A 16,588-nucleotide genomic window follows, 5' to 3' on the forward strand; every position below is an offset into this window, starting at 1 on the left:
CGCTATAACCCCCTACTGTTTCTAATATAGACAAACATCAACAGACTCAAAATGGCCAAGAAAAGCGGGTAGATATAGAGGTAGGTATGCTGTACGATCTTTTTGTCATCGATCTTTGTTGCCTCAAGCTTGTCTATCTCATCATAGACTTGAGAGAGTGTCGCTGCATCCTGCGCACCAAATGCCAGTCCCTTACCTGCATCTGCCAATGCCTTCAGGTACTGCGCATTATAATCACGGGCATCACCTACACCGATGGCATAGAGTTTGATATCACGCTTCTCTATCAAACTTTTCACATCTCCGAACGGTACCTTGCTCATATTATCTATACCATCGGTAAGTAAAATAGCGATCTTGGACTGGGCCTTGCTTTTGCTCAAAAGATTGTAACTCTGTACTATCGCATCGTTGATCGCCGTTCGTTTCCCTGCCATCCCCATCTCTTGCATTTTTGTGATATCTGTTAAAAACTTCTTTTCAAACGTAAGCGGTGATGCGATAAAAGCAATGTCTGCAAATGTGACCATACCTATACGGTCATTCTCTCTTTTTTCTATAAAGTCACCCACGACTTCCTTGACGACATCAAACTTGTTTTTCCATGGATCGGAAGGGTCAAACCCTTGCTGTCGCATCGAATCACTTGAATCAATGATCAGTACGATGTCGCGTCCCTCTTTTTTTGTATTCGAGTAGCTCTTTGTAAGTACCGGAGAAGCCAAAGCGATCACAGCGGTTGTGATCCCTACCCATTTTAACACGGAGAGCAGGGAGGACTTACCTGCACTCTTAGCCATCAGTGTATTGACATGAGGGAAAAAAATAGCGCGGCTTCTCTCTTTACACCAGTGGCTGCAAAGAATGAATATGACTAATACCCCTAGTAGGTATGGATACTCAAAACTAAACTGACTCATCCGCCACCTGCACATAGAGGTTGAATTTGTTAAGGGTATCCTGATCTACCGTATCCACCTCTTTTTTATATTTATACTGTTCAAGGAGTGGTTCGAGTTGAGAAAAAATCTCTTTTCGTCTCTCATCTGTTGCCAAAAGTCTTGCATAATGTGTGGCTTCATACGCAGACTTCTTCGTCTCCTTCCAGTCTATCTTCTTCATCGCTTCAAGGTAGCCTTTGGCAAGATTGATCTTTCTGTTATCCCACAGTTTCTTCGCTACAAAAAACAAAATGGCCGCCACCAAGAGGATGGCAAAATCAATCAACCCCCAATAGATATAATAAGAACTGTCCGGTATTTCAAGTAAGGGTTTGATGTCTCTAAGTTGCTCGTTTACATTTGCTGTTTGATTCGTATCCATTACTATCACCTCATTCTTTTCATTAATTTGAGTGCCGGTTCTTCATGCGTATAGATCTTGGAGAACCGTATCCCCTGTTTTTTGAACTGTTTATAGAGTTTTTCATCATTGTCATGTAACGCTTTCTTGTAGTTTTTGAGTGTAGCACTGTTCACATCTCCTTCAAAGCTCTGTTTACTCTCCATATCTATCAGTCTGAGATACCCCAGTTCAGAAGGATTCTCTTCAAACCTGTCACGGACCATCACGGCAAAGACATCATGCTTTTTACTCAATAACTTCAAGTCTATATCACCTACAAAATCAGACACGATAAAAAGCAAAGACTTCTTTTTTAAACGGTTATGCAGCGTCTCGACCAAGGCAGAGAAATCACCCTCTTTGCCTATCGGGTCAAAGGCAAACACATCTTCCACTGCTTTATGTACGGAAAAAAGTTTTTTACTTGCTTTACTTGCTTCATACAGCTGATCTGCAAAGATCATATGCGAAAACAGATCACTGTTTTTTACAGCAGAAAAGCCAAGCGTAGCCACGACTTCTGCAATGATGTCCGACTTTTGTTTCACCGTACCAAAATAGACAGACCCGCCAAGCATCGAAACCACCACGACATTAAGCTCCCTCTCTTCTTTGTAGATCTTTACAAAAGGTTTGCCTAGTTTTGCCGTTGTTTTCCAGTCTATCTTACGTACATCATCACCATAGACATATTCACGGAGTTCTGCAAACTCAAACCCTTCACCCTGAAAGAGCGAGGCATTGTTTCCTAGCATATCTCCATAAACCTGCTTTTTGGTTTTAAGGATAATCTTCTTAACAGCTTTGTTCAAAACAAATACCTCTAAGGAATTGGAACAGCAGCTAAAATCTTCTCTATGATCTCATCCTGTGTCACCTCTTCTGCCTGTGCTTCATAAGAGAGTATGATACGATGGCGAAGGATCTCTTTTGCTATATAGGCGATCTCTATAGGTGACACATAATCCTGCCCTTTCAAGTAAGCGATCGCACGGGCAGCCTTATACATATCGATACTTGCACGCGGACTTGCACCAAATTCGATATACGCTTCAAGCTCTTCAAGACCATATGCCTTAGGATCACGAGTCGCAGAAATAAGTTCTATGATATAGGCTTCGATCTCTTCATCCATATGCACCTGAAGTGCTTCTTCCCTGATCTTATTGAGATCCTCAATGGTTGCTACCTGTTGGATCTCTCCAAAACTGTTATTAGCTACACGTCTTGCGATCTCCAACTCTTCTTCTTTGGTGTTATAACCGACCACCACTTTCATCATAAATCTGTCCAGCTGCGCTTCGGGAAGTTCATAGGCACCCTCTTGTTCTACCGGGTTCTGTGTCGCCATGACTAAGAAGGGAAGGTCTATTTTAAAGGTTTCATCTCCAATGGTCACCTGCCTCTCCTGCATCACTTCCAAGAGTGCAGACTGTACTTTAGCCGGTGCACGGTTGATCTCATCCGCAAGTAAAAGGTTGGTAAAGATAGGGCCTTGTTTGATCTTAAATGTATTGTTTGAAGGGTCGTAGATCTCAGTACCTATGATGTCAGAGGGAAGCAGATCAGGGGTAAACTGTACACGTTTAAAGTTCAGTCCGAGTGTCTTTGCCAGTGCATTGACAGCCGTCGTTTTTGCAAGTCCTGGGACACCCTCTAGCAAGATATGTCCGCGACAAAGTAAACCTGCCAAAAGTCCTTCGATCATCTTATCCTGTCCGACAAGGACTTTAGAAATTTCTGTTTTGATGTTTTCAATGGTTTGACTCAAGTTACTCTCCTACATTTTTATGTGAAAAGTATACTTTTGTGAGGTTAATTGAAGGTTAATATTTGAGGATACTACTTCAAATACCCCATGGCTGTAGCGATAATGTCATCATCATCCTTACTAGGTGATTTAAGTACCACTCTCTCTTTGGCCTCATCTATGAATTCGATAAAGACATTTTCACCATACGAAGAGACTTTGGAGATACCTTTTTCTCGTGCCAGGACTTTCATCACGATCACATCAATGAACTGTCTGGTGATAACATCGAGCTTTCCAAACCGGTCTGCTATCTCTGCCTCGATCTCATAGACTTCTCCTGTAGTTTCGCAGAGTGAAAGACGCCGGTAGAGTTCGAGGCGCAATCTATCCTCTTCTATCAACTCTTCATTCAAATACGCATTAATGGAGAGTTTCATATCGATATTCTGTGCTACTTCCTTGTCTTGTCCAGAGAGTTCTTTAATCGCATCTTCAAGCATACGCAGATAGAGGGAATACCCTATCTGCTTGATATGCCCGGACTGTGCTTCACCGATGATATTCCCTCCGCCCCGTATCTCAAGATCATGGAAGGCAAGGACTGCACCGCTTCCCAGATCGGAATGTGACTCCAATGCAAGCAGACGGCGTTTTGCATTCTCTGTCAACCGTTCCTTATCTGTCACCATAAAGTAGCAGTACCCCTCCTTGGCTCCACGTCCCACACGTCCACGAAGCTGATGCAGATCTGCGATACCGAAGTTGTCCGCACCATCCACGATCATGGTATTGGCATGCGGCATATGTATCCCTGACTCTACGATCGAAGTGGAGAGCAGGACATCATACTCCCCGTCTCCAAAAAGCATCATCTCATCTTCCGTCTCTTTTGCGGAGATCTTAGAGTGAAGCACTGCAATACGCAGTTTAGGAAGTATCTCAAGCAGTTGCTTTTTTTTCTCTTCTATCCCTGCAATGGAGTTGAAAACATAAAATATCTGTCCGCCGCGCCGCATCTCACGAAGGATGGCTTCCTTGATCACTTTATCATCATAACTTTTCACAAAGGTACGTACCCCTTGACGCTCTGTGGGCGGCGTAAGGATCTCAGAGAAAGACTTGACTTCAGACATTGCAAGATTCAAAGATCTTGGAATCGGTGTGGCAGACATGCTAAGAAGGTGCACATTGATAGAGATCTCCTTGAGAGCCTCTTTTTGTTTTACACCGAATTTATGCTCTTCATCGATAATCACAAGTGCCAGGTTCTTGAACTTTGCTTTGAGTAGCGCATGGGTCCCTACAACCACATCTATAGTTCCTTCCTGCAACCCTTTAAGCGTAGCATTCTTCTCTTTTGTCGTAGAAAACCTGTCCAGTTTGGCTACTTTAATATCATGGCCTGAAAAACGCTCTTTGAGACTTTTGTAATGCTGGGAACTGAGCAGAGTCGTAGGTGCGATCATCATAGCCTGGTACCCGTTCTTGACCGCTACGAACATCCCGTTCATTGCCACTTCTGTTTTCCCAAACCCTACATCCGCAGAGAGCAGTCTGTCCATCATCCTGCCTGAACTCATATCGTCCAACATCTCGTTGATCGCACGTTCTTGGTCTTCTGTATGTACAAAACCGGCCTCTGCCATAAATATAGTATGTTCTTCCATGTTCCGTTTGAGCTTGATACCTTTTTTTAGGTGACGCTGTGCAGAGAGGTTGATGATCTGTGAAGCGATGGCAAAAAGTTTCTCTCTGACTTTTTCTTTAAGCTTTTTAAAACTCGCTTTCCCCAGCTTGTCAAGTATGGGTAATGTTCCCCCTTCAGCCACATATCGGTCTATCACTTCAAGATTAGAGACGGGGATGAGCAACGCGTCTTCATTTTGATAATGCATCACTACAAATTCACTGGTAGCACCCAACACATCACGTTTTTCTATCCCTTTAAAGATACCTACACCGTAATTTTCATGTACCACATAGTCACCGGGCTTCAGTTCATCCAGTACCAGTGTGGCTTTCTTTACCTTTTTACGTTTCACAGGTTTATTGAGTGAGAGTATCAGCCTGTCTGCACCTAAAAGATTGACGATACCCTCTTGGTAGACAAACGCTATATTTTGAAACGACTCCAGTTCTGACCCACGTACAATACTCTCATTTTTAGCGATGATCGTGATCTTTTTGTCTTTGTGTGATTGGAGTAATTTATTGGGGTCTACTGCTTCTAAATCACGATATTTATGCCCTTCCGGAATGGCTGGAAGTAAAAATGACTCCCGTGGTACAAGTGGTGTACCCAGCTCATAGACTTCTTTGAGTTCATCATCCAAAGCAGATGCCAAAACGCCGTCAAAAAGTGTTAAAGCACTCTCCCCCAGATCATCGAGGTGCCATAACCCCAATGAATCGATGTCTTTGACAAAGGTGTCATAATTGCTTCGTTCAGTTCTGCTTTTAAGGGCTTCATGCTGGGTTTTATTAAGCGCCAAAAATGCCGGTGTAAAAGTCAAGGATTCCAACTCATCATTGGAACGTTTCTGAGTACCTTCATCATAGTATTGGATGGTCTCTACTTCCTCATCAAACAAAGAGATACGGTAAGGCTTGTCTGCATCTATAGGATAGATATCTATAATATCACCACGAAAAGAGACCTCCCCATGACTCGCAGCAATATCCGTAAAATGGTATCCCCACTGATAGAGGGTATCCTTGAGTTCCTGCATATTTAAAGTATCACCGAATTCTATAGTGCGGGTCTCAAACAGTTCTGCTTTTGGGAAAGGAATAAGCAATGTACGCAACGGTGAGACAAGTATCTTTTTCTTTGTACTTTTATAGAACGAAGCCAACTGTATAAACAATAGATGTATCTCTTCATCATACGTACGCAGATCTTCCCCTACACTCACTCGAAGGTCTGGTAAAACAAATGTGTCAAATCCAAGTAAAACAGCTATATCCCGTATCTGAACTGCTTCCTTGTCATCTTTACAGATAAGGAGTTTTTCTTCCTGTAACGCTTCTAGGTATTCGTAAATATTACTTTGGTACATCACTCTTCTTTTGCATCCTGTTTAAAAATTCTTCTACAACATAAAATGACCCAAATACCAGGTACTGCTCATTTTTGTCTATCTTACCCTCAAAGTAGCTATAGTCAATACCTACTTTTTGAATGGCTTTTTCTATCTCGCTTAAAGTGGTCGCTCGTTGTGAAACAATGGGAATGATCTCCACATGTTTGACTTTGGGTTTCAGTGTTTGCAGCACTGCTTCATAATCTTTATCATCAAGACTGTTATAGATGAGAACCACCTTTTTATCTAAAGCTTTCTCTATGGCCTTTGCCGCTAAAGGATTATGTCCCACGTCGATACGGATGTTTTTTGTCAAGGGATAAAAACGTCCAAAAAGTTCCAATGTACGTAGATCATTGATCTGATAGGAGATATCCAAAATATCCAAAGCCTGTAGTGCCACTGAAGCATTCTCTACCAGATAATTGCCCCAGGATCTTTCCTCTGCAATAACTCCTAATTGTGTCACTCTCTCACTTGGACATTTGGAAAGATAGAGTTTAGCACCCTTCTCCTCTGTTATCTCTTTGGCAACTTCTAGTACCTCATCATAGACTTGTGGTGCCAGTAACACCTTTTTTTGGATACTTCGTATCTTTGTACCGGCTATGGCTTCGATACTTTCACCCAAAAAAGCCTGATGGTCAATGCCTATAGGCGTGATGACAGAGAGTGCTTTATCACAGACATTCGTCGCATCAAATTCTCCGCCCAATCCAGCTTCCAAAACCATCAGGTCGCAATTTTCAAAGACAATAAAAGCCAACAGTGTCGTATACTCAAAGTAACTCAAACTTTCACTCAACGCTTTACCCAGGATACCAAAAAGTCTTTGATGCGCTGCTTCAAGCACTTCATCTGTACTGTCACGGCCATTGAGCCAGATACGTTCATTGAACTTTAAGATATGGGGAGAGGAGAAGTGTCCCACCTTAAGACCGCTTTTATAGGCCAGATGCGCGATCATACGGCCAGTTGAACCCTTTCCATTGGTACCTACGATATGAACGGTTCTAGGGTGTTTAATATGAGATTTTAATTGTCCGTAGGCGATGTGTACACGCTCGTGGTCTATCTCTTTATAGTAAAGAGGTTTATTTTGAAGAAATGTATCAAAAGAGTCCATCATTTTACTTCTTTTAACATTCCTTTAGCACTCACATATGCCAAGAACTCATCCAATGCTTTCCCTAGTCCTATACGTATAGCATCTATTCTCAATGCAGAAGAGGTCAATGAACTTGCCTGAATATCTGATTCAACAATACTACTAATGGTTTTCGTTTCTCTACCTGCTTTAGTTACCATATCAAACTTCACTCTGATAACTGCACGGTACCGAGTGACATAACCATTTTCATAGGAAAGTGGTATAAAACTGCTTCCTGCATAAGAGAGTCGGATTTGACTTTGTGCCTCTTCTTTGGAAACGATACGTCCCTTAAATCGTGTGTAGACCAGACGGTTCATCTCATCTTTTACATAAGGTGCATTTTCAGGCTCAACCCTATCAACAAGCACCTCTACATACACGGTATCGGAAAAAACATGTTGGATCACATGAGAAGAGGGCTTATATCCGCATGCACTGACAAGTAAGATCATACTGATAGTCATCCAAAATTTTACAATAGTACGCATACGTCCCTCTCTTTTTATGATTTTTTAGCTCGGTTTGACAGCTAAATTGACCAATTTATTTGGCACAACGATCTCTTTGACAATACTCATGCCCTCAAGCCATTTTGCTCCGGCTTCTTTGGCTGTTGCAAGGATCTCGTCTTGGCTGGCACTAGGAGAGATCTCAAACTCAGTACGCTTCTTCCCGCCGATCATCACAACATAAAGGATGCTCTCTTGGACGAACACCTCTTCTTTTACTTCAAGTAGTGCTTTGAAGTTCTCCCTTTCAAAGAGTACTTCACTCAGTTCACTAGCTGCATGCGGGATGATAGGTTCAAGGAGGTTGAGCATCACATACATTCCCTCGCTCCATACCTCAGTGCTTTCTTGTTTATCAAGCGCGTTCATCGCCTCCATACACGCTGCAATCAGTGTGTTGAACGCAAATGTCTTTTCGTATACATCTGCTGATTTCTGTAACGCCTCATAGATCTTTTGACGTGCAAGTTTAGACTCTTTTGAAAGGGCTCCGTGCTCAATCACAGGCAATGTTTTACTTGTGACTTTATCCGCTCTGTCATAAAGTTTTTTAATAAATCTGAAGGCACCCTCAACAGCATTATCATTCCACTCAAGCTCTTTTTGCGGTGGCGCAGCAAAAAGGATAAAGAGTCTTGCCGTATCTGCCCCATACTCTTCGATAAGCTTATCAGGGTCTACGGTATTCCCCTTGGACTTACTCATCTTCGCACCATCCATGGTAACCATCCCCTGTGTAAGCAATCTGTTAAACGGCTCATCGATATTGACATATCCCAGGTCACGAAGTACTTTTGTGAAGAACCTTGCATACAGTAAGTGAAGGATCGCATGTTCGATCCCGCCGATATACTGGTCTACACCCAGCCAGTAATTCGCTTCTTCTTTATCGATACCTACCTCATTCCACTTTTTAGGATTGGTTGCATAACGGAACTGGTACCAGCTTGACTGTACAAAGGTATCCAGTGTATCTGTTTCACGAATAGCCTCTTCTCCACATTTTGGACACTTACAATGTTTCCATGTCGGATGGTTTTCAAGCGGATTTCCTTCACCAGTGATCTCTACATCTTCAGGCAGAGCAATCGGAAGATTTTCTATCTTTTCAGGTACCAGTCCACAAGATTTACAGTGAACAAACGGGATCGGCGCACCCCAGTAGCGCTGACGGCTTACACCCCAGTTACGTAGCTTGAAGTTAGTCGTGCCTTTACCAAATCCTGCCTCTTCAAAAGTTGCGATGACCTTTGCTTTAGCCTCATAATTATTCAATCCGGTAAATGCAGCGGAATCCACCAATTCACCCTCACCGGTATATGGCAGTTCTTCCCCACCGCTGATCACTCTTTTGATCGGAAGGTCATACTTGCTTGCAAACTCATGATCTCTCTCATCGTGTGCAGGTACAGCCATAACAGCACCGCCACCGTAACTTGCAAGTACGAAGTTCGCTGTCCATACCGGGATTTCTTCTCCTGTGAGTGGATGAACTACAGTGATTCCAAGCGGATATCCCTCTTTGTCTGCCTGTGCTCTTTCACGCTCACTCATATTTGCAATCGCTGTGATCTTACCTGCTGTCTCTTCATCGATTAAGTTATGCTCTACGATGTACTTCGTAATAGGGTGTTCTGCAGCAAGTGCCGAGTAACTCACACCGTAGATCGTATCAGGGCGTGTAGTAAATACTGAGTATGTGTCAAACTTGCCGTCAAGCTTTGCCTTACTCTCTTCACTCAGTTCAAATTCAAACTCGAGTCCCTGAGACTTTCCGATCCAGTTGTTTTGCATAGTAAGTACCTGGTTTGGCCATTTACCCTCAAGCATTTTCAAGTCTTCAAGCAGTTCATCGGCATACTTGATGATATCGAGGTAATACCCCGGCATCTCTTTAAGTTCGACAGGGTTATCACAACGCCAACAGCATCCCTCTTCCACCTGCTCGTTCGCCAAAACCGTATGACAATCTTCACACCAGTTTACTGTCGTGGATTCACGAAAGAGCAATCCCTCTGCAAACATCTTGATGATAAACTCCTGCTCCCATTTTGTATAAAGCGGATCACAGGTAGCGAACTCACGTGTTTTAGAAAAAGAAAGGCCTAACGAGTTCAGCTCTTTTCTCATATAGTCGATGTTAGAGTAGGTCCACTCTTTTGGATGACGGCCATGCTTGATCGCAGCATTCTCTGCAGGCATACCGAATGCATCCCAGCCGATCGGGTGCAGTACATTGTAGTCTTGCTTTCTGTAGTAACGCGCGATCGAATCACCGATTGCATAGTTACGTACGTGACCCATATGCAGTCTTCCGCTAGGAAAAGGAAACATACTCAAAATATACTTTTTCTTCTGAGTTAAAGAATCTGATGGCTCAAATGCCTGCTCATCGTCCCACTGTTTTTGCCATTTGGCTTCAATCTCACTTGGATTGTAACTCATATTTTCTCGCTTCATTGTTGTGATTATTTAATAAGGGGGATTATATCCAATATGGGGTTAGAGATGCATTGAAAGGGATAGAGATCTTATCCCCCTCTACCTTATGTCCGTGTGTCAAGAGTTACTTCCAGAATCCAAACTTATGTAAAATATTATTGTCACTTTTACTTCTGATTTTCATCTTCATATTTGGCACTTTTATACCAATCAAAAGTAAAATTTAACTACAATAATAGCAATAAAACCAAGGAGTTTGTTTGTCTTTAGCCTTAGCAAGAAAATACCGTCCTGCAACCTTCGATGACCTCATCGGACAAGAATCAGTTTCACAAACACTCTCACTTGCACTTGAGGGCAAAAGACTCTCTCATGCCTACCTTTTTTCGGGACTAAGAGGAAGTGGTAAGACATCGACCGCACGTATCTTTGCTAAAGCACTACTCTGTGAAAAAGGTGCGACTTCACATCCTTGCGGTACCTGTACACATTGTATGATGGCAAGTGAAAGCAGCCATATGGATATCATCGAAATGGATGCCGCTTCCAACCGTGGTATAGATGACATTAAAGACCTTATTGAACATACCAAATACAAGCCGAGCTCCGCACGTTACAAGATCTTTATCATCGATGAAGTGCATATGCTTACCAATCAAGCCTTTAATGCCCTGCTTAAAACACTTGAAGAACCGCCTGATTTTGTGAAGTTCATTCTCGCAACGACAGATCCGCTAAAACTGCCTGCGACCATCCTTTCACGTACACAGCATTTCAGGTTCAAAAAAATCCCTCAAAATCTTGTACTCAAGCACTTGGAACATATCCTGGACCTTGAGAACATCGAGTATGAAAGAGAGGCTTTGGACATCATCGCGCGTTCTGGTGCGGGGAGTCTGAGAGATTCTCTAACGTTGATGGATCAGGCCATTGTCTACTCTAAGAATTTCGTTGATGTGAATACGGTTACAGGGATGCTTGGTATCATTGAACCTAGTCACTTGGAGACATTGCTCTCCGACATCATGGCCAAAGACACGGCAAAAGTATTAGCCTTTATCAAAATGGCAGCAGACTATGAAGCTGAAATGATCCTGGATGAATTGACACTCTATCTCAAAGATCTGCTACTCAATGCCAAAGGTAAGTTCCGCCCGATGATCATAGAGCGTTTCTTCAGGGTAATTGCAGAATCTAAAAGCTTACTTGCTCTTGGAAGTGATAGTGGATTTGTACTCTCCCTGGCGCTCTTTAAAATGATGGAGTCTTTAGAGATCAAAGATATCGATACCATGATACGTGGCTTGGAACAGGAGCTCAAAGGAGTTGAAGTCTCTGAGATCATGGTGACCACTCCCTCAAGTGATTTGACTGCATCCTCTGAGGTCATCACGATCACTGAAGAGGAGATTGACGCTACACTTCCTAAAACTGCAGCACCTAAAGCAGAACCTGTCATAGAGGAGAAAAACGATGAAGCTTCACCTGAGATTACAGAAACACCGGTCATAGACAATGAACCTACTTCTCCTATACAAGCTGCACAAGAAGAAAAAGCTCCTGCCGATATACAACCGGTAACCCACCCAGAAGTCATACAACCTTCTACACCAGCCATAAACCCACATCAAAAAACATTTGATGCCCTGGTACAAAAACTGTATGACAGAGACTATGATCTAGGTGCCTGTTTCGAACGTAATATCTCTTTTGAGAACTTTGAAGATAATAAATTGACATGGGCTTCTATGGCAGAAGGTGAAGATAAAAAAATGCTCATTACACATTGGGGACTGATCAATATGTTCGTGAAAGATATTTTCGGTTTTGAAACGAAGATTGTAAATATCCCTAAAAAAAAAGTGAATAGTGCTCCCCTAGAGGAAGAAGCAGAGGAGCCTCAAAAAGAGGCTCCTGTACATCAGGATGCAGATTCGGCTTCCATGATAGAAGATATCGAAATGAAAAGCTCCTGTATCGCTCCGGATGCCGGAGAGACAGAAGCAGCCAAAGAGAAAGATCCCTCCACCTTGCTGGAAGAACCTATGATCAAAGAAGCTATCGCTCTCTTTGATCCTAAAAAAGTAAGGATTAAGCGTAATACCTAAAGAGAGTTCTTCTCTTTAGATATCCATCCATGCCTGTGTCACAATTTTAGGTTTATCATCATAGATCTTGATTTTCTCAGCCCCTATACAGCGCCCTTCATCATCGAGTTCAAACACAACCATTTGAAGGAGTGCTTTACACTCATCAGGTACATTGAAATGACCTCCAAGTCCTGTAAGTACTCTTTTAAGTGGTACTTCAGAATCCATTCCTATTACACCGTCCCGACAACCGGTCAAGCCTACATCTGTTACATAACAGCAGCCTTCATGGATCTGCAGATCATCTGTCGCAACATGGGTATGGGTTCCAAGTATTGCAGAGACATCATCTTTAAGCATATGCAGGATCACCTGTTTCTCTGAACTTGCTTCAGCATGCATATCAAGAATGATGTGTTTAAAGCCTTGTGCTTTTAACTTCTCTACCTCTTCAACGATCATCGTAAACGGATTATCAGCCATGGGCATTGTATAATGCCCCATAAGATTTAAAATCGCTGTTTTATGTCCCAGAAGCGTTGTTTCATAAATACCTTTGCCCGGTGTAGCCTTAGGATAGTTCATAGGACGTATCAGAGGGTAACGCTCAAAGATATCAAGGATCTCTTTTTTATCGAAACTGTGGTTACCACCCGTCATCATATCGATGCCGTACCCCAGTAGTTCAATGCAGTTTTTTTCCGTTAAACCAAAACCATGACTCGCATTTTCATAGTTGGCTATCATAAAGTCTACAAAATGCTCTTGTTTGAGACGTTTTAAATGACGTTTGATCATCAAACGCCCTGGTTTACCTACAATATCACCGATAAACCCTATTTTCAATTTTATACCCTATTTAGTGTTTGATTTTCCAGTAAAAGGAAGCAGTGCACTGGCCCATGTTAAGCCGCCACCGAAAGTATCGAGTAGCATAAGATCACCTGTTTGTAGTCTGCCTGATTCCCAAATATCATTCAATGCCATAGGTATGGAAGCAGCAGAAGTATTCCCGTATTTACCTACAGTAAGAACCACCTGATCCTCTCTCATCTTCAGTGCATCCCCTACTGCTTTGATAATACGGTAATTTGCCTGATGCGGGATAAAATGCGGTATATCATTCGCATTGATATTATTTTTGGCAAGTATCTCTTTGACATCTTTTGTCAATGTTTTCACTGCCAGTTTAAAGGTTTCATTTCCCTTCATTTGCACAAAATTAAGCCCTTGATCAATCACCTCTTGGCTTGCAGGATGCACTGCACCAGGTGCAGGTGTCACCAAAAAGTCTGCATAAGATCCATCTGCACTTGCATGGATATCGATAAAAGCTTCATCTTTATTCGATGTAGCAGAGATCACTGCAGCACCTGCACCGTCACCAAACAGGATACATGTACTTCTGTCTGTATAGTCAACAACGGAAGAGAACTTTTCCGCTCCAACCACCAGGACATTTTTCTTCATTCCAGACTCTATAAACGCTTTTGCGATCGTAAGCAGATAGACAAATCCACTGCATGCTGCAGAGATATCAAAGGCTTGAACATCTCTAATACCGATCTTGTCTGAAATAAGACATGCTGTAGAAGGCATATTGAAATAATCAGGTGTCACAGTTGCACAGAGAACCAGATCTATCTCATCTTTTGAGAGACCTGAACGCTCTATTGCCAGTTCGCAGGCTTTTGCAGCCATATCACTTGTATACTCATCTTCTGCCGCTATATGACGCTCTTTTATACCCGTACGCTTTACGATCCATTCATCTGTGGTATCTACCATCTTTTCAAGATCTGCATTGGATAAAATCTTTTCAGGTACATAAGCACCTATAGATCTGAATGCCGCATATATGGGTTTTATTGGTGACATAGTTGTCCTTAACGAATAATATAAAGTCTGTTATTTTACCATAAATTTATAAGTTTTAGGGGGTGTTTTCACTTGGTGGCTGGTCTAAAGTACGCAGGTACCTTAGACTTATTTATTGTCAGAGAGAAGAATTTCTATGGTTTTATTGACATCCGACTCTGTATAGCGAATCGCCTGGAATATGGCATTTTTGATAGCTTTAGCGTTAGAACTACCATGAGAAATAATGGCACATCCATTAATACCCAAGAGCGGTGCTCCACCATACTCTGCATAGTCAACTTGCTTCTTCATATTGCCAAACACTTTTCTTTTCATCATCAGGGCACCGATCTTTGCCGGTAATGACTTTCGGATATGTTGTCTCATAAGCGTAAAGATAGTAGATACCACACCTTCACTGGTCTTCAGTAGGATATTACCTGTAAAACCGTCACAGACCACTACATTCACATTCCCGTTAAAGATATCTCTACCTTCGACATTCCCCACAAAACCTTTTAAACCTTGTAAGAGTTTAAAGGCTGCTTTTGTCAAAGTATTCCCCTTAGAATCTTCGGACCCATTCGATAAAAGCCCTACTTTAGGTGATGCTATACCTAAGATCTGTTGTGCATAGGCTTCACCCATCGCACCAAACTCATACAGGTTTTGAGGAGTACAGTCTGTGACTGCACCTACATCTAGTACCAATGTTTTGGTAGATACAACACTTGGCATCAATGTGGCTAGTGCAGGCTTTGAGATATGCGGTAATCGCCCTATACGCAATGTAGCCAATGTCATGGTTGCACCACTGTGACCCGCTGAAACGACAGCAGATGCTTCTTTCTCACGTACAAGTTCTACCGCTTTATAGATAGATGACTCTTTACGCTTGAGTGCATCTGTTGCCTGATCACTCATCGATATGACATCTGAAGCTTCAACAATTTCAACTTTGTCTGCATAATACGGGGGGAGGAAAGAGCGTATCTCTTCAGTGTTACCTACTAAAATAGGGAGGAATTTTTCAGTTTCCAGTGCTTGAACCACACCTTCTATAATAGGCTCAGGACCAAAGTCCCCGCCCATAGCGTCAATCGCGATCTTGATCATTAAGATTACGCTTTAGTTTTTTTGTACTCACCAGTAGTCATATTCATGTGGTGAGGCATTCTCCATGTTCCATCTGCATCTTTCACTGGCATTGGTAATGTCAATTTGTAATGTGTTCTTCTTTTCGCTGCTCTTGTGTGGCTCACACGTCTTTTAGGTACTGCCATTTTATATCCTTTGTTACAATTTTATTTAATATTCTACTTCAAAATCTTCATCACTATCGACACATTTGCTACAATAGTTATAAGCATTTTTAAATGTATTTATTTCGCTCTGTAGTATGTACGAAAGATCTATTTCGCCATCTAAAAACTCAATTATATCTAAATCATCTTTATCTTCGGATACTATATCGCTCAGTCTAAGTTGCAGTTCATTGTCCACGTCATAGTTATATGTGTCTCCACATCTATCACAGTCCAACTCGATACTGCCACTCATGTGTGCATCTAAAGTTACTTGATGATAACCGCTCTTCTTTAAAGTGCCTTCCAGCGTTATCCCCTCTGAACTCAGTTCAATGGGTTTCGCTGTAGAACCTACCTTGTCAAAAGCTATCTTCACAGTTTAAGCTTAGTGAATTTCTCTCTGTGCAAAAAAGAAGTTAATTTCATTGATTGCATTTTCAATAGAGTCACTACCGTGTACTGCATTTGCATCGATACTCTCAGCAAAGTCTGCTCTGATCGTACCAGGCTCAGCTTCAGCAGGGTTTGTAGCACCCATAAGCTCTCTGTTTTTAGCCATTGCATTTTCACCTTCAAGTACTGTGACAACCACAGGTCCTGAGATCATAAAGTCTACAAGATCTTTAAAGAAAGGTCTTTCTGCATGAATCGCATAAAATGCTTCTGCATCTACACGAGAAAGTCTAGTTTTTTTCGTTGCTGCAATTCTAAGGCCTGCTGCTTCAAATCTTGCAAGAATCTGTCCTACAACATTTTTAGCTACTGCATCTGGTTTGATGATTGATAATGTTTGTTCCATACTTATATTCCTAAGCGATTAATTTACTTCCAAAATGAGATGTAGTGGAGAGTATTCGGCCGGAATTTTACCTAATAAAGTATTAAAATAAGTTTAAGTTTTGGGAGGGTTAAAGGGGTAACTATTGAGACTACCAGAAGGTAGTCTCTAAGAAGGACTAAAGATTAGTCTTCTACAACATTTCTATGTGCTGCTCTGTCTTCTAGAGAGATATCTTCTCTCATTGGCATTTCAGCATCTGGATTTTC

The 16,588-nt window shown here is 42.0% G+C and carries 15 protein-coding genes; 1 reads left to right on the plus strand and 14 read right to left on the minus strand.

Annotated elements, in window-relative coordinates:
- Nucleotides 1-2: 2 nt before the first annotated feature.
- The 8 genes from SULAR_RS06895 to leuS form a co-directional block, all read right to left on the minus strand.
- The gene (locus SULAR_RS06895; RefSeq protein WP_008244415.1) at nt 3-920 is read right to left on the minus strand and encodes a VWA domain-containing protein; all 918 of its coding nucleotides are present in this window, start codon (nt 918-920) and stop codon (nt 3-5) included.
- Nucleotides 907-1,323: a hypothetical protein gene (locus tag SULAR_RS06900; protein ID WP_008244416.1), complete on the minus strand. Its 417-nt coding sequence runs from the start codon at nt 1,321-1,323 to the stop codon at nt 907-909. Before SULAR_RS06900 ends, SULAR_RS06895 begins: the two co-directional genes overlap by 14 nt.
- 5 nt (nt 1,324-1,328) lie before the next feature.
- Entirely contained in the window at nt 1,329-2,156 is an 828-nt protein-coding gene (locus SULAR_RS06905) for a DUF58 domain-containing protein (protein ID WP_008244417.1), read from the minus strand.
- Nucleotides 2,157-2,167: 11 nt separating this feature from the next.
- Entirely contained in the window at nt 2,168-3,115 is a 948-nt protein-coding gene (locus tag SULAR_RS06910; protein WP_008244418.1) for a MoxR family ATPase, read from the minus strand.
- 71 nt (nt 3,116-3,186) lie between these two features.
- Entirely contained in the window at nt 3,187-6,156 is a 2,970-nt protein-coding gene (mfd, locus tag SULAR_RS06915; RefSeq protein ID WP_008244437.1) for a transcription-repair coupling factor, read from the minus strand.
- Nucleotides 6,143-7,309, minus strand: a complete 1,167-nt coding sequence (locus SULAR_RS06920) for a folylpolyglutamate synthase/dihydrofolate synthase family protein (RefSeq protein WP_008244439.1) — start codon at nt 7,307-7,309, stop codon at nt 6,143-6,145. Before SULAR_RS06920 ends, mfd begins: the two co-directional genes overlap by 14 nt.
- Nucleotides 7,306-7,821 (minus strand): LPS assembly lipoprotein LptE, encoded by a 516-nt coding sequence (gene lptE, locus SULAR_RS06925; protein WP_008244441.1) that lies wholly within the window; start codon nt 7,819-7,821, stop codon nt 7,306-7,308. Before lptE ends, SULAR_RS06920 begins: the two co-directional genes overlap by 4 nt.
- Nucleotides 7,822-7,845: 24 nt before the next feature.
- Nucleotides 7,846-10,287 (minus strand): leucine--tRNA ligase, encoded by a 2,442-nt coding sequence (leuS, locus tag SULAR_RS06930; protein WP_008244443.1) that lies wholly within the window; start codon nt 10,285-10,287, stop codon nt 7,846-7,848.
- A 257-nt stretch (nt 10,288-10,544) separates the two neighbouring features.
- Here leuS and SULAR_RS06935 point away from each other — a divergent pair, with 257 nt between their 5' ends.
- Entirely contained in the window at nt 10,545-12,392 is a 1,848-nt protein-coding gene (locus SULAR_RS06935; protein ID WP_008244445.1) for a DNA polymerase III subunit gamma/tau, read from the plus strand.
- Nucleotides 12,393-12,407: 15 nt separating this feature from the next.
- On the opposite strand, the gene SULAR_RS06940 is transcribed toward SULAR_RS06935, so the two are convergent.
- The 6 genes from SULAR_RS06940 to ndk all read right to left on the minus strand — a co-directional run bounded on the left by SULAR_RS06940 (nt 12,408) and on the right by ndk (nt 16,340).
- Nucleotides 12,408-13,220, minus strand: coding sequence for a TIGR00282 family metallophosphoesterase (locus SULAR_RS06940; RefSeq protein ID WP_008244452.1), 813 nt, complete (start codon nt 13,218-13,220; stop codon nt 12,408-12,410).
- Nucleotides 13,221-13,229: 9 nt separating this feature from the next.
- Nucleotides 13,230-14,252, minus strand: a complete 1,023-nt coding sequence (locus SULAR_RS06945; RefSeq protein WP_008244453.1) for a beta-ketoacyl-ACP synthase III — start codon at nt 14,250-14,252, stop codon at nt 13,230-13,232.
- A gap of 108 nt (nt 14,253-14,360) precedes the next feature.
- Nucleotides 14,361-15,350, minus strand: a complete 990-nt coding sequence (plsX, locus tag SULAR_RS06950; protein ID WP_008244454.1) for a phosphate acyltransferase PlsX — start codon at nt 15,348-15,350, stop codon at nt 14,361-14,363.
- A 5-nt stretch (nt 15,351-15,355) separates the two neighbouring features.
- Complete coding sequence (gene rpmF, locus SULAR_RS06955) at nt 15,356-15,517, minus strand: 50S ribosomal protein L32 (RefSeq protein WP_008244455.1); 162 nt, start codon at nt 15,515-15,517, stop codon at nt 15,356-15,358.
- A 25-nt stretch (nt 15,518-15,542) separates the two neighbouring features.
- Nucleotides 15,543-15,917, minus strand: coding sequence for a DUF177 domain-containing protein (locus SULAR_RS06960; protein ID WP_008244456.1), 375 nt, complete (start codon nt 15,915-15,917; stop codon nt 15,543-15,545).
- Between the two features lie 9 nt (nt 15,918-15,926).
- Nucleotides 15,927-16,340 carry a nucleoside-diphosphate kinase gene (gene ndk, locus SULAR_RS06965; protein WP_008244457.1) on the minus strand — a complete coding sequence of 138 codons (414 nt, stop codon included), beginning with the start codon at nt 16,338-16,340 and terminating at the stop codon, nt 15,927-15,929.
- Nucleotides 16,341-16,588 lie beyond the last annotated feature (248 nt).

This window comes from Sulfurovum sp. AR (assembly GCF_000296775.1).
Classification (GTDB): Bacteria; Campylobacterota; Campylobacteria; order Campylobacterales; family Sulfurovaceae; genus Sulfurovum; species Sulfurovum xiamenensis.

Excerpts from the sequence above, each read along its gene's own strand:
- lptE (WP_008244441.1), bottom strand. The coding sequence starts at position 7,821 with ATGCGTACTATTGTAAAATTTTGGATGACTATCAGTATGATCTTACTT.
- SULAR_RS06895 (WP_008244415.1), bottom strand. The coding sequence starts at position 920 with ATGAGTCAGTTTAGTTTTGAGTATCCATACCTACTAGGGGTATTAGTC.
- SULAR_RS06920 (WP_008244439.1), bottom strand. The coding sequence starts at position 7,309 with ATGATGGACTCTTTTGATACATTTCTTCAAAATAAACCTCTTTACTAT.
- ndk (WP_008244457.1), bottom strand. The coding sequence starts at position 16,340 with ATGGAACAAACATTATCAATCATCAAACCAGATGCAGTAGCTAAAAAT.
- SULAR_RS06945 (WP_008244453.1), bottom strand. The coding sequence starts at position 14,252 with ATGTCACCAATAAAACCCATATATGCGGCATTCAGATCTATAGGTGCT.
- leuS (WP_008244443.1), bottom strand. The coding sequence starts at position 10,287 with ATGAGTTACAATCCAAGTGAGATTGAAGCCAAATGGCAAAAACAGTGG.
- plsX (WP_008244454.1), bottom strand. The coding sequence starts at position 15,350 with ATGATCAAGATCGCGATTGACGCTATGGGCGGGGACTTTGGTCCTGAG.
- SULAR_RS06900 (WP_008244416.1), bottom strand. The coding sequence starts at position 1,323 with ATGGATACGAATCAAACAGCAAATGTAAACGAGCAACTTAGAGACATC.
- mfd (WP_008244437.1), bottom strand. The coding sequence starts at position 6,156 with ATGTACCAAAGTAATATTTACGAATACCTAGAAGCGTTACAGGAAGAA.
- rpmF (WP_008244455.1), bottom strand. The coding sequence starts at position 15,517 with ATGGCAGTACCTAAAAGACGTGTGAGCCACACAAGAGCAGCGAAAAGA.